Here is a 13,160-nt window from a genome sequence, read left to right as displayed (position 1 = left end):
ATGATTGAATATGGTTTTATTTTATATGGCAGCGAAGGCTGTCATTTATGCGAACAGGCATTAGCACTTTGCCATCAATTGCCGACCCCAATTATGTTAACCTTGGTTGATATTGTTGATGAAGATGACTTAGTTGAGGCTTACGGCCAACATATTCCTGTAATGCAGCGGGATATCGATGGTAAAGAGCTGTTTTGGCCGTTTGATTTAGCGGCATTGACAGCTTTTGTCAAAACTACTCACGATAAAAGCACGTACGATATAAGTCATATCAGCGTGATAACCGATAATGAATAAAAGAAGTAATACTGCATGGAATTAATTAGAGTAACCAACGCTGAATTAGCCTACGGTGATGACAAAATACTTGATAACGCTGATTTGCAAATCAATAAAGGCGAGCGAGTATGTTTAGTTGGGCGCAATGGTGCAGGTAAATCTTCACTGTTAAAAGTGATCAGTGGTGAACGTCAGTTAGATGACGGCCAACTGGTGTTTTCAAATGATATTCGAGTGGCGATGCTCGAACAAGATCCACCCGAAACCAGTGAACAAACAATTTTTTCTTATGTTTCTGAAGGCTTAAAAGAAAATGCTGAGCTACTGCAACGTTATCACGCATTGGTTGCGCTGGTCACTGAAGCGCCGACAGACGCTAACTTAGAAAAACTTGCGCAAACCCAGCAACAGCTAGAACAAGCTAACGCTTGGCAAGATGAACAACGCATTGAACAAGTGTTAAGTACTTTGTCATTAAATGCTGATACCCAAATTGATCAACTCTCCGGTGGTTGGTTACGTAAACTGGCGTTGGCTAAAGCGTTAGTTACAGATCCAGATGTCTTGTTACTTGATGAGCCAACTAACCATTTAGATATTGATAGCGTGTTATCGCTTGAAGCGTTTTTGAAAAACTTTACTGGCACCATCGTTTTTATCAGTCATGACCGTGCCTTTATTCGTCGTTTAGCGACTCGCATTATTGATTTAGATCGTGGCCATTTAACCAGTTATCCCGGTGATTACGATAAATATATCGAACAAAAGCAACATGACTTGCAAGTGGAAGCACAGCAAAATGCGCTGTTTGATAAGCGCCTTGCCGAAGAAGAAGCTTGGATCAGACAAGGCATTAAAGCGCGTCGTACCCGTAATGAAGGGCGAGTGCGTGCTTTAGAAAAATTAAGAGTTGAACGTAAGCAGCGAAGAGAGCTTAAGTCGCAAGGCGATATTAAAATTTCGTCAGGTGAACGCTCTGGCAAGCTGGTATTTGAAGCACAAGATGTTTCAATGTCATTTGATGATAAACAAGTTATTAGCCATTTGAACTTACTTATCTCCCGTGGCGATCGTATTGCATTAATTGGCGCAAACGGTACTGGCAAGTCAACGTTAATTAAGTTATTGATGGAGCAGTATCAACCATCCAGCGGCAAAGTGCGGGTTGGGGTAAATCTTGAAGTAGCTTATTTTGATCAGCATCGCGAACAACTTGACCCGAATAAAACGGTGCAAGATACGGTGGCAGACGGCAAACAGGAAGTGACACTTAATGGCCGTTCACGTCATGTATTAGGTTATTTGCAAGACTTTCTTTTTAGCCCCAAACGTGCTCGTACACCAGTAAGAGCGTTATCTGGTGGCGAAAAGAATCGCTTGTTATTGGCGCGTCAATTCTTACGTCCAAGTAATTTGATGATACTCGATGAGCCAACCAATGACCTAGATATAGAAACATTAGAATTACTTGAAGAAGTTGTTGCTAATTATGATGGCACCGTGGTTTTGGTGAGCCATGACCGTGACTTTGTCAATAACTGTGTAAATAGCTGTTTGTATTTTGACGGTAGCGGCCATATTGAACAAATTGTTGGCGGTTATGACGATGTTGATGATTATCTGGCTTATAAAGAAACACAGCGCAAGGCGCATCAACCGGTAGTAAAAGAGCAAAAAGCGCAGGTTAATACCACGATAAATGCCCCAAAAGCTCCGGAAAAGAAAAAATTATCATATAAAGAGGCCAGAGAGCTTGAAGCTTTGCCTGAGGAAATAGATAATCTTGAGTCGTTAATTGGATCGCTACAAGAGCAGGTAAATCAGCCAGACTTTTTTACCCAAGATCAAGAAACAACGCAGAAAATTTTGAACCAGCTGCAAGAAAGCGAGTCCAAGCTCGAAGCTGCCTATGACAGGTGGCAAGAGTTAGATGCAAAATAATAAGTGAGAATAGTAGTTAAATGAAAAGAATTATTAAGTCTTTGGTAGCGTTAAGTGTTACCAGCGCATTGTCTTTGTCTGTCGCCAATGCCGCTACCTACCAAGTGATCGATAAAGGTGATGTTAGCTCACTTAAATATACCTACGCGCAACAAGACAACAACCTAGGTGAGACCGCAATTTCTGGCGCTAGCCTTTATAACTTTCCTGTTCAATTTCAATATCTTGATGAAGATGACTTTGATGCGATTGTTAACTTAGCGAATAGAGCGCATGACTCTGTTCATGAGTTGGAAAATATTGAAGATGAAGCCGCTTTACGTGATGGTAATCCTACAGCTAATGATTTAGCTTGGGCGGTTCGCTATCTAGAAGGTATTGGTAACAGCCTCTCGCAAAAAGTGGGTGGCGTTGTGGCAATGTTAAATGTCGGCAACGGTACTGAAGAATTTGTGGTTTTTGATCAACCATTTGAAAATACTTCAACGCTTACGCGCTCTACTGTTGATTATGTAAACGGTATTAGTGATAGTGGCTGGCTATACGGAAATGCCTCTTCACCTTATTTACCGCTTGATTTTGTTAATAGCGACGATGAAGAGTTAACTTTTTGGGTAAGAGAGTTCGCTACGCGTGCTTATATTTCAACTGATCAAGGTCAGACTGTTAAACCGATTTTAGCGCCAGTAACTGATTATTATGGTGGTGAATCTGCAATTCTTGATATCAATGGATATACCGCGGTAGGTTATGCCAGTACTTCACTTAACGAAAATCGCGTTGAATCGATTGAAAATGAAGACGGTGGCTGTGTTGATTCAGAAATTCTAGAAGATGTTCCGTATGAAGCTTGTGTGCAGAATTTATCAAATGATTTGTACTTTTTAAGTTCTTATCTTTGGACGTTAGATGAAAATGCCAATGTTGTTGATCAAAAGTCACTAGGCCAATTAGTAACACCTCATGAAGATGATACCCGCGTATATAAAAGTTATGCCCAGGCAGTAAATGTCAATGGTGTTGCCGTTGGTTTTGCTCATGGTTGGGTAGATGAAACTGAAACGGAGCCTAGTAAAGGCGAATCTCGAAGCTTTTACGCCGTGGTATACAAAGATGGCGAAGTCATTAGCTTAACCCAAGATCATGGTAAGTATTTTGATTCGCGCGCTTATGATATTAGTGACTCTGGTATTGCAGTAGGTCATGTAAATACCTACGTTAATGGTAATTTGCGTACTAAGTTTTATTATGTTGATACAAATGCGCCCGCATCAGATATGAACATGGTATTCCCTGATGATTTCTTTGAAGGCTCATCTAGTACTGCTAGAGCAATTAATGAAGTTGGCTTTATTGTTGGTGAAGGTGAAGTAGAAACACACAATAGTACGAGTAAGCCGCGCAGAACACATGGTTTTCTTTATGACATGAATAATGAATCGTTTACCGATTTAAATGACTTCTTAAGCTGTGACTCTGCTTATACCATTATTGAAGCTAGAGACATTAATAACAATAATGAAATATCTGCAACCGCAGTCGTTAAAGTACCACGCCGTGATGCAAAAGGTGAGTTGATGGTTGATGAACAAGGCAATCAATTAACTGAAGATGTTATTCGTGCGGTGACATTAACGCCAATCGATGGTGAGCTGGAAGATTGTAGTGAAGTGGAAGAAAAAATTAAGCGTAAAGGCGCTGGTTTTAACTTTGGCTTAATCGCATTGTTAGCGTTATTTGGCTTAAGAAGAACTCGAAAGTATTCGCAGTAAAATAATCTCAATAAATAATAAAAGCGCCAATTGGCGCTTTTTTTTAAAACTTTTTATTTCAACAGATCAATTAGTTATTTTTTTCAGCTAATTTGCAGTTTGCAAATCAGTTTAAGCTGTCCTATTCGTTAAATAGATAAAAACGAAAAAAGTAGAAATAGGAGAGAGCATAGATGATGAAAAGGCAGAAACGTGACCGTCAAGATAGAGCGTATTCAAGAGGATATCAGGCAGGAGTTTCAGGACGTTCAAAAGAGTTATGTCCTTATCAAGGGGTAGAAGCAAAGTCAGAATGGTTAGGTGGTTGGCGTGAAGCAATAGCCGATAAACAACAAGGCCTTATTAAGTAACAATTTCACATTAACAATAACAAATTAAAAGCTCGGCAAGTGCCGAGCTTTTTTGTATTTAGACTACTTATAAAAAACAATTGGCACATTTTTAGCTTTGGCTGGTTAGACCTGATTTAACTAGTTAATTTGAGACAGTTTTTTGACAAGCATTACCAATAGCCTCGCATTAAATTTACAAACTAATATGATAAAAGCGAGCTTTGAAGATAACATTGATAAACTGGCTAGTGGTAAACGTATTACGTCAGCAAAAGATGACGCCGCAGGTCTTCAAATAAGTAACCGCCTTACAACTCAATTGCTAGTTAAACAACAAAATATACGAAACTTAAATGACGGTATTAGCTATGGTCAAACTGCTGACGCCGCGTTAGCTGAAACTACCAACATCTTGCAACGAATAAGGACACTTGCGCTTCAAGCTGCTAATGGTAGTAACACGGCTATCGATAGGTTAGCCTTGGATGAAGAAATCCAAGTATTGAAGCAAGCACTCGATTTTAGTGCCAATAATACCCAAATCTTTGGCAAGTATCCGCTTTTAAAAGCGGCAAGTAATTTAAAAAATGTACCATTGCTTGATCAATCTTTTACCAATGGTGTAACACAAAATATGCCTTCAGGCTGGGTAACGGTGGCAGTAATTCCACCAGGCACAGACAATCTACGTATTTGGATTGATAGCTTTGGTGCTAATGATGATATTCAACTATTTGATTTAAATGGTAATCATATTGTTGGTTCTATGGCTAGTATTCCCTCTGCGGGAGCGGTAGAAGGCAACCTTTTTACACCGGCCAATGGTTTTAATGGCACGGAAACGTATGACAACAGCCAGCTATTTGATGGTGGTGGCTATAATTACCCTGCAACTAATACCGACACCCGAAATGGCATGACCTTTACTTTTTCTGGCAACAACAACCCCGCTAATAATAATGAAGAGCTGATTATAAATCGAGTTACCGAGCCGTTATTGTTGGCAGTAACCGGAAATGGTGCATTTAATATCAATGCCTCATGGACAGCACTAGGCACGTTAGATGATCCTAAAATACCGCCTGATAATCAGATGCTAGTGACTGCTAAAGATTTAGCTGTTGGCGCAGATGGTTATATCGATTTTCCAGAGATTAATGCCACGGCGGATGGGCTGGGCGTCGGCACTTCTGGCGTTAGTTCAATAGCGCAAGCACAATCGACAATTACCGAAATTGATAGTGCGTTGGCCAAAGTAGGGGCTCATCGTGCTGAAATAGGCGCCAAAATAAACGCCGCACAATCAGTTATTCGTAATATCCAAAATCAGGAAGTTTCACTTACAGAAAGCCGGCAACGAATACAGGATAGCGATTATGCGCTAGAGCTCGCGAAAAAGGTGAAAAACGATATTTTAACCGAAAGTACAACCGTGTTAATGAATCAAGCGGTAACCAGTAAGTCGACATTGCTAACAAGTATGTTAAGTAATATTGGGCCTTAACTGCCGGATACTAGCTATCAGATATTATTTAGGCTTAATTGTTTGCGTTTTGGACAGTTGTGAAGATAAACGAAGGGATATTAAAAGTCCTTATTAACAATATTTAAAATAACAACCGTTAATAAGGACATGAATTAACTATAGTTTTAGTTAACTAGAAACTTGAAGTATCAGCAAATAAACCAACTTTTAAATCAGTTGCGGTGTAAATCACTTTACCATCAACCGAAACAGTGCCATCAGCAATACCCATAAACAATTTACGCTTAATAACACGCTTTAACTGAATGTTATAGGTAACTTTTTTAGCAGTAGGTAGAATTTGACCAGTAAATTTAACTTCACCAACACCTAATGCACGACCACGGCCTGGACCACCGGCCCAAGCTAAATAAAAGCCAACTAATTGCCACATGGCGTCTAAGCCTAAACAACCAGGCATTACCGGATCACCTTTAAAATGACAATCAAAAAACCACAAATCAGGATTAATATCTAATTCTGCAATGATTTCACCTTTACCGAATTGGCCACCTTGTTCGGTAATTAAGTTAATACGATCCATCATTAACATATTGTCCGACGGTAACTTACTGTTACCTTCACCAAAGAAATCAGTTGTACCAGCTAAAATTAAATCTTCTTTGGAGTATGCGCTTTTTTGTTCCATATCTTTTCTATATTGGCAATTTTAAAGGCTGCTACTTTAGCGAACACTTGTACACTAAACAACTCTGAACAGTTAATTTATTGCATTTTTATGGGTTATGCGTAACCATATGGTTTATTGATAAACTAGAAAGAATTAATTGGAGTTTAAAAATGGCGCTAACCAATGCCGAAAAACAGCGACGCTATCGAGAGCGGCAAAAAGAAAATGGCAAAAAGGAAATGCGTGGCTACCTCTCAAAAGAAGCACTGGAATGTTATGAGCTCATTGCCGAACAAACAAATTGGTCTGATTCGGTAATTTTAAGTAATGCCGTGCGCCTGACTTATGCCGCTTATAAGAATGGCCAAATAGGTCTATTAAATAATTGGTTAAATAAAAACAACTTATAGTCTTAACTATGATTGAATTCGTAGAATAAATATCCAGTCGTTAGTAAAGAATAAAATTCCGTTGTGTTAAAGGCACTTTCGCTATATATTTTGTCGTAAAAACTGGCGCAGTAATACTGCCAATATCCAAGAATAATTAACCCAGAATAAAAGGTATTTCCGCTTGATTAACGTACTTTTAGTTGATGATCACGAATTAGTTCGTACAGGTATTCGTAAAATACTAGACGAAGTAAAAGGTATTAAAGTCGTTGGCGAAGCTGAAACAGGCGAAGAAGCGGTGCAATTTTGCCGTAAAGAACAGCCTGATGTAGTGTTAATGGATATGAATATGCCTGGTATTGGTGGCTTAGATGCAACCAAAAAAATTATTCGTTATGCCCCAGACGTTAAAGTGATTGTGTTAACGGTTCATAGTGAAGACCCGTTTCCGACAAAAGTCATGCAAATGGGGGCAGCCGGTTACTTAACTAAAGGTGCTGGTCCAGATGAAATGGTCAATGCCATCAGAGCGGTTAATAGTGGCCAACGCTATATTACGCCAGACGTTGCCCAGCAAATGGCGTTGAATCAATTTAAATCTGCTGAAGAAAATCCATTTAACTCGTTATCAGAGCGCGAACTTCAAATTATGTGGATGATAACGCGCGGCGAGAAAGTGCCTAATATTTCTGAGCAACTGGTACTGAGCACAAAAACTATTAATAGTTATCGTTATCGCATGTTTGAGAAATTAAAAGTGAGTAATGATGTCGAATTAACTCATCTAGCGATCCGACATGGAATGTTAAAAACGGAAAAGTTGTAGGCTAGCAGTTGTCTGAACTTGCCCAATTTGATCAGCAAGCCTTTTTAAAAACGGTTACTGAAAAAGCTGGCGTTTATCGAATGTATAACGCTGAGCAGTCGGTGATCTATGTTGGTAAAGCCAAAAACCTAAAAAAGCGTTTAGCCAGTTATTTTCGTAAAGATGTTGCCAGTGTAAAAACTAAAGCACTGGTTCGCCAAATTATAGCGATAGAAGTTACGGTCACCCATACCGAGGGTGAAGCGTTAATTCTCGAAAATAACTTCATCAAGAAATATCAGCCAAAATACAATATTTTGCTGCGTGATGATAAGTCTTACCCTTATTTACTGATCACCAGTCACAAACATCCAAAACTCGGCATGCACCGCGGTATAAAACGACAAAAGGGCGAATATTTTGGCCCCTTTCCCAGTGCTGGTGCAGTTTGGGAATCGTTGCGATTAATGCAGAAAATTTTTCCGATTCGCCAATGTGAAGATAGTTATTATAGAGCTAGAACCCGCCCTTGTTTGCAATATCAATTAGGTCGGTGCTCAGCGCCGTGTGTCGATAAAATTTCGGTGGATGACTATCAACAGCAAGTGAACCTTGCCAAGTTATTTTTGCGTGGTAAAAGCTCGGAGGTTATCGAAACCTTAGTAGCTAACATGGAAAAAGCCAGTGAAGCGCTGGAATTTGAACAAGCGGCGCGCTTGCGCGATCAAATAGCCACGTTACGTAAAGTGCAGCAGCAACAATTTGTCAGTGGTGTTGCCGCAGAAATGGACGTAATTGGCCTTTACCGAATGCCGGGCCGATTAAAAGCTCAAGTGTGTATACATGTATTGTTTGTTCGCGATCATAAAATTCTGGGCAGCAAAAGTTATTTCCCAACCATAATGGCGGAAGATGATGACGAAGAAATTATTTCGGCATTTATTGGTCAGCATTATTTAGTCAATGAAGCATTCCAAGGTGCAATCCCTAGGGAAATAGTGATTGACCGTGCTATTGAAAGTGGCGACGAGTTAGCAAAGCTATTATCTGAACAATCTGATTATGACATAAAAATTTCCAGTAACGTCCGTAAAGAGCGAAAGCAATATTTAAAACTAGCGGCAACTAATGCTGAACAAGCGTTAATAACACGCCATTCAGAAAAAGAATCAATGGATAAACGCTTCGAACAGCTTAACCAAGTGTTTGAGCTCGATAATGAAATATCACGATTAGAGTGTTTTGATATCAGTCATACAATGGGCCAGCAAACAGTGGCGTCATGTGTCGTGTTTAATCAAGCGGGGCCATTAAAAAGTGACTACCGTCGATACAATGTCACGGGCATTACGCCCGGTGATGATTATGCGGCAATGTCATTTGCGTTAAATAAGCGCTACGGAAAAGTCACTGATGAAGATAAGCTCCCAGACATTATTTTTATTGATGGTGGTAAAGGGCAGTTAGCACGCGCTGAAGATTTCTTTCAAACATTAAATTTAACAAAAACGCCATTATTGGTGGGAGTTGCTAAAGGGGAGTCAAGAAAGCCAGGGCTTGAAACGCTGATTCTCGCTGGTAGCCATCAACTCATTTCATTACCGGCTACCTCGCCAGCACTACATTTAGTGCAACATATTCGCGATGAGTCACATCGCTTTGCCATTACAGGCCATCGAGCTAAACGTCAAAAGCAGGCAAAAACCTCAACCTTGGAAACCATTCCTGGTATTGGCGCCAAAAAACGTCAGGCACTACTTAAGTATTTAGGTGGTATGCAAGAAGTTAAAAATGCTGATGTTAAAACACTAGAAAAAGTCCCAGGTATTAGCGCAGTACTCGCGCAAAATATTTATGATGCGCTACATGACAATTAGTTGAAGAACTGTGTAGAATGGTGTCATCTTAATTAGTTGTTGTAATCAAGGTTACAACGCTAGCTGTATTGACCGTGAAGTGCCTATGTGGACTATTCCTAATCAAATTACTTTATTTCGAATTATTTTAATTCCCGTTTTTATTGTTGTCTTTTATTTGCCGCTGTCATGGAGTCACTTTGGCGCTTTCACCGTTTTCTGGATAGCTTCAGTCAGCGATGCACTTGATGGCTACCTAGCTAGAAAATTAAATCAATCTTCAGCGTTCGGGGCATTCATAGATCCTGTTGCTGATAAATTAATGGTGGCAGCAGCGCTCATTATGCTTGCTGAAGATTATGCGGTATGGTGGATTAGTGTACCGGCTATGATCATGATCTCGCGTGAAATTTTTATCAGCGGTTTACGGGAATTTATGTCGTCGCGCGGTAAACGCGATACGGTGGCGGTATCAACATTAGGCAAGTACAAAACTGCGGCACAAATGCTAGGGATTATGGGGTTAATTTGGCAGCCAGACTATGACATTCCATTAATATTGTTTAATTTCCCCCATGAAATTTTAATGTTCGCCGCTTATGCCTTTTACTTTATCGCGACTGTTTTGACCGTTTGGACAATGGTGGTGTACTTTAAAGCTGCTTGGCCAGAGCTAAAAGGTCAGTAAATTACGGTATTTTGGCGGTTGAATAGCTAAAAAATCATCACATTAGCTGCTTTTTAATCACTTGAAATATTTTTGAAATTTAATGGTTGACTGGAGATAATTTCAATGTAGAATGCTCGACCAGTTGACAGGGAGTCAACCAGTGAAGCGGCTGTAGCTCAGTTGGTAGAGCACGACCTTGCCAAGGTCGGGGTCACGAGTTCGAGCCTCGTCAGCCGCTCCAAATCTCTTAAGGTCTAAGCCTTTTGAGAAGTTCTAAGGAATACTACCACACCGTAGTGAAATATGGCGGGTTGGCAGAGTGGCTATGCAGCGGATTGCAAATCCGTGGACCTCGGTTCGACTCCGGGACCCGCCTCCATAATGCCCGGGTGGTGGAATTGGTAGACACAAGGGATTTAAAATCCCTCGCTCGCAAGAGCGTGCCGGTTCAAGTCCGGCCCTGGGTACCATTTCGCTAAGGTTAGGTTGTATTAAGGAAATAGGTGCGATATTATGCGCGCCGAAATTTGATAAGCGGCTGTAGCTCAGTTGGTAGAGCACGACCTTGCCAAGGTCGGGGTCACGAGTTCGAGCCTCGTCAGCCGCTCCAATCGAATATTTAGCTTTGTAGGTCACCAACACTGCAAAGTGCATTGAAAAATGCAAAATGTGTGCGGCTGTAGCTCAGTTGGTAGAGCACGACCTTGCCAAGGTCGGGGTCACGAGTTCGAGCCTCGTCAGCCGCTCCAAAATTTTACTACTCGTTCTTGATGAATTAGTGGCAACACGTTGCCCGGGTGGTGGAATTGGTAGACACAAGGGATTTAAAATCCCTCGCTCGCAAGAGCGTGCCGGTTCAAGTCCGGCCCTGGGTACCATTTCATCTTGATAAGATTAGTAACATATTGCGGCTGTAGCTCAGTTGGTAGAGCACGACCTTGCCAAGGTCGGGGTCACGAGTTCGAGCCTCGTCAGCCGCTCCAACTTCTTTTTTAACTTTGTTATAAAAGAGACTAGAACACCAATCTCTAGTATAAAAACATCCTTACCTTAATAGGTTCAATGCCCGGGTGGTGGAATTGGTAGACACAAGGGATTTAAAATCCCTCGCTCGCAAGAGCGTGCCGGTTCAAGTCCGGCCCTGGGTACCATTTATTAATAATTCAATTAAAACATCTCTACTTTAGTTGTCAAAGCTAGTTTTTAATTTATTACCATCACAGTGACCTAATCTCCTTTACTTTGTTTCGACAGAAATATTGTGTGCTTTTTAGCCTTTGTAACTCTCATTAGTAAAGCATTTGATATTGCTATTATTTCTTATCGCCAACCTGTGTAAAGTAAAGTAAATTTAATTTTTTTATCCGCCAGTGATCTTTATCATGGCTCAATCATTATTATAAGTCTTATAAATGTAGTTAACCTCAGCCTAGTTTATGCAAACTTGAGGTTAAGTAATGACTTGCCCGCGTGTGGAAAAATTTGTGAATTTACAACCGTTATTTAATCTTAGGATAATTAGTTGTGCTTGTAGCTTTGCTTTGCTCAGTGCTTGCAGCAGTCAAACGGCAATTTCGCCTGCAGTTCAGTCGATAACAGCGCCTGAACATTGGCAACAAAACGTTAGACAGGACAGTGTAGAAGTCGGCGTAATTAGCAAGCAAGATAACCAAGCAATATTGGGCGATTGGCAGCTGTTGATAACCGATGAACAGCTTCAATCAGCTATTAAGCAAGCTTTAAGCAATAGCCCTGAATTACAAATTAGCTATCGGGATTTTCTCATTGCTAAGCAGCAACTAAATATTGCTGAAGCTGACTTTTATCCAGAGCTTAACCTCAATATTAATCAAAGTCGTAATAAGTCAGTTGCTGAGACAACGACAAGTTACAACAATAACGCTAACATCGGTTTGCAACTTAGCTATGAAATTGATTTATGGGGTAAATTATCAGCTAGTCAGCGTCAGGCAAGTTTGCAATATAAAGCAAGGGAAATTGCATATCAGCAAGCTAAAAATCAACTAATTTCTGATGTGGTTGCCGCTTGGTATAATGTGATTTCAGCTCAGAAATTATTGTCGTTATATCAAGAGCGAGCGCAAAACTTACAACGCAATTTAGATATTATCAATGCCTCGTATAAATTAGGCTTAAGTGAAGCGTTAGATGTTTATTTAACGCAAAACGATGTCAGTCGTGAGCAAGCGAGAGTTACTGAACAACAGCAAACGGTTTTTGAGCGGCTTAGATTATTAGATGTCTTATTAGGACAATTCCCGCAAGCGGAAAGCTTTGCCGGTTTATCATTAGCCTTACCGCAACTACCCGCTGAATTATCCGTAGGGTTACCTTCAAACCTGTTAGCCGGCAGTCAACATATTCAACAAAAATGGTATGAGTTATTAGCCGCAGATGCTGCTTTAGCCGTTGCTTATAAACAGCGATTTCCGCAGCTTAATTTAACAGGCGCTACAGGTGATGCTAGTGATGAATTAGGAAATTTGCTTAGCGGTGGTGCATTGACTTGGTCGATTGCTGGGGGGATTACTGCGCCGATATTTAATGCTGGAAAATTAAAATCAGCACAAGAGCAAGCGCGGTTAACGGTAAAAAAAGTAGAGCAGGAATATTTGCAAACCGTATATAGTGAATTTGCTGACATGGAAAACTATATTAGCGCTCATTATTCACTTGCTAAGCAGTTAGTGCATTATCAAGCTGCCAAAGAAAATGCCTTAGCGGCTGAGACGTTATCCTTTAATCAGTACCTCAAAGGGTTAGTCAGCTACAGTACCGTACTGGAAGCCCAACGCAGAGCATTTGATGCCCAGTCCAATACTATATCTATTGAAAATCAACTTATCCAAAACCGCATTACAATTTATGCAAAGTTAGGTGGCAGTCATTTAGCCATTAATTTCGAACAACAAGAACCTGCAAGTAATTAGGTGCCA

11 protein-coding genes and 8 tRNA genes are annotated in these 13,160 nt (G+C 40.4%); 18 read left to right on the top strand and 1 reads right to left on the bottom strand.

What is annotated here, in order from left to right; translation table 11 throughout:
- The 5 genes from ACOB82_RS04175 (at nucleotide 1) to ACOB82_RS04155 (ending at nucleotide 5,828) form a co-directional block, all read left to right on the top strand.
- A complete protein-coding gene (locus ACOB82_RS04175) occupies nucleotides 1-297 on the top strand; it encodes a glutaredoxin family protein (RefSeq protein WP_448211679.1) in 297 nt (98 codons plus the stop codon).
- A gap of 15 nt (nucleotides 298-312) precedes the next feature.
- Nucleotides 313-2,220 (top strand): ATP-binding cassette ATPase Uup, encoded by a 1,908-nt coding sequence (uup, locus tag ACOB82_RS04170; RefSeq protein WP_448211678.1) that lies wholly within the window; start codon nucleotides 313-315, stop codon nucleotides 2,218-2,220.
- Nucleotides 2,221-2,240: 20 nt separating this feature from the next.
- A complete protein-coding gene (locus ACOB82_RS04165) occupies nucleotides 2,241-3,992 on the top strand; it encodes a DUF3466 family protein (RefSeq protein ID WP_448211677.1) in 1,752 nt (583 codons plus the stop codon).
- 176 nt (nucleotides 3,993-4,168) lie between these two features.
- On the top strand, nucleotides 4,169-4,342 hold the full coding sequence (gene rmf, locus ACOB82_RS04160) for a ribosome modulation factor (protein WP_448211721.1): 174 nt from the start codon (nucleotides 4,169-4,171) through the stop codon (nucleotides 4,340-4,342).
- A 142-nt stretch (nucleotides 4,343-4,484) separates the two neighbouring features.
- Nucleotides 4,485-5,828: a flagellin N-terminal helical domain-containing protein gene (locus ACOB82_RS04155; RefSeq protein WP_448211676.1), complete on the top strand. Its 1,344-nt coding sequence runs from the start codon at nucleotides 4,485-4,487 to the stop codon at nucleotides 5,826-5,828.
- 154 nt (nucleotides 5,829-5,982) lie between these two features.
- On the opposite strand, the gene fabA is transcribed toward ACOB82_RS04155, so the two are convergent.
- Nucleotides 5,983-6,498 (bottom strand): bifunctional 3-hydroxydecanoyl-ACP dehydratase/trans-2-decenoyl-ACP isomerase, encoded by a 516-nt coding sequence (gene fabA / locus ACOB82_RS04150; RefSeq protein WP_448211675.1) that lies wholly within the window; start codon nucleotides 6,496-6,498, stop codon nucleotides 5,983-5,985.
- Between the two features lie 152 nt (nucleotides 6,499-6,650).
- Here fabA and ACOB82_RS04145 point away from each other — a divergent pair, with 152 nt between their 5' ends.
- The 13 genes from ACOB82_RS04145 to ACOB82_RS04085 all read left to right on the top strand — a co-directional run bounded on the left by ACOB82_RS04145 (nucleotide 6,651) and on the right by ACOB82_RS04085 (nucleotide 13,154).
- The gene (locus ACOB82_RS04145; protein WP_448211674.1) at nucleotides 6,651-6,890 is read left to right on the top strand and encodes a hypothetical protein; all 240 of its coding nucleotides are present in this window, start codon (nucleotides 6,651-6,653) and stop codon (nucleotides 6,888-6,890) included.
- A gap of 163 nt (nucleotides 6,891-7,053) precedes the next feature.
- Complete coding sequence (gene uvrY / locus ACOB82_RS04140) at nucleotides 7,054-7,698, top strand: UvrY/SirA/GacA family response regulator transcription factor (protein WP_448211673.1); 645 nt, start codon at nucleotides 7,054-7,056, stop codon at nucleotides 7,696-7,698.
- 8 nt (nucleotides 7,699-7,706) lie between these two features.
- Nucleotides 7,707-9,554, top strand: a complete 1,848-nt coding sequence (gene uvrC, locus ACOB82_RS04135) for an excinuclease ABC subunit UvrC (RefSeq protein ID WP_448211672.1) — start codon at nucleotides 7,707-7,709, stop codon at nucleotides 9,552-9,554.
- An 85-nt stretch (nucleotides 9,555-9,639) separates the two neighbouring features.
- Nucleotides 9,640-10,221 (top strand): CDP-diacylglycerol--glycerol-3-phosphate 3-phosphatidyltransferase, encoded by a 582-nt coding sequence (gene pgsA, locus ACOB82_RS04130; RefSeq protein ID WP_448211671.1) that lies wholly within the window; start codon nucleotides 9,640-9,642, stop codon nucleotides 10,219-10,221.
- A 147-nt stretch (nucleotides 10,222-10,368) separates the two neighbouring features.
- Nucleotides 10,369-10,444 (top strand) — tRNA-Gly (locus tag ACOB82_RS04125).
- 64 nt (nucleotides 10,445-10,508) lie between these two features.
- Nucleotides 10,509-10,582: transfer RNA gene (locus tag ACOB82_RS04120), tRNA-Cys, on the top strand.
- 4 nt (nucleotides 10,583-10,586) lie between these two features.
- A tRNA-Leu gene (locus ACOB82_RS04115) sits at nucleotides 10,587-10,673 on the top strand.
- A 64-nt stretch (nucleotides 10,674-10,737) separates the two neighbouring features.
- Nucleotides 10,738-10,813, top strand: a tRNA-Gly gene (locus tag ACOB82_RS04110).
- 63 nt (nucleotides 10,814-10,876) lie between these two features.
- Nucleotides 10,877-10,952: transfer RNA gene (locus tag ACOB82_RS04105), tRNA-Gly, on the top strand.
- Nucleotides 10,953-10,994: 42 nt separating this feature from the next.
- Nucleotides 10,995-11,081: transfer RNA gene (locus tag ACOB82_RS04100), tRNA-Leu, on the top strand.
- Nucleotides 11,082-11,110: 29 nt separating this feature from the next.
- A tRNA-Gly gene (locus ACOB82_RS04095) sits at nucleotides 11,111-11,186 on the top strand.
- Nucleotides 11,187-11,267: 81 nt separating this feature from the next.
- Nucleotides 11,268-11,354 (top strand) — tRNA-Leu (locus ACOB82_RS04090).
- A 333-nt stretch (nucleotides 11,355-11,687) separates the two neighbouring features.
- Nucleotides 11,688-13,154, top strand: a complete 1,467-nt coding sequence (locus ACOB82_RS04085) for an efflux transporter outer membrane subunit (RefSeq protein ID WP_448211670.1) — start codon at nucleotides 11,688-11,690, stop codon at nucleotides 13,152-13,154.
- Nucleotides 13,155-13,160 lie beyond the last annotated feature (6 nt).

The organism is Colwellia sp. MEBiC06753 (assembly GCF_053470325.1).
The sequence above is the reverse complement of the archived record's forward strand: the minus strand, read 5'-3'. Positions and strand labels throughout refer to the sequence as shown.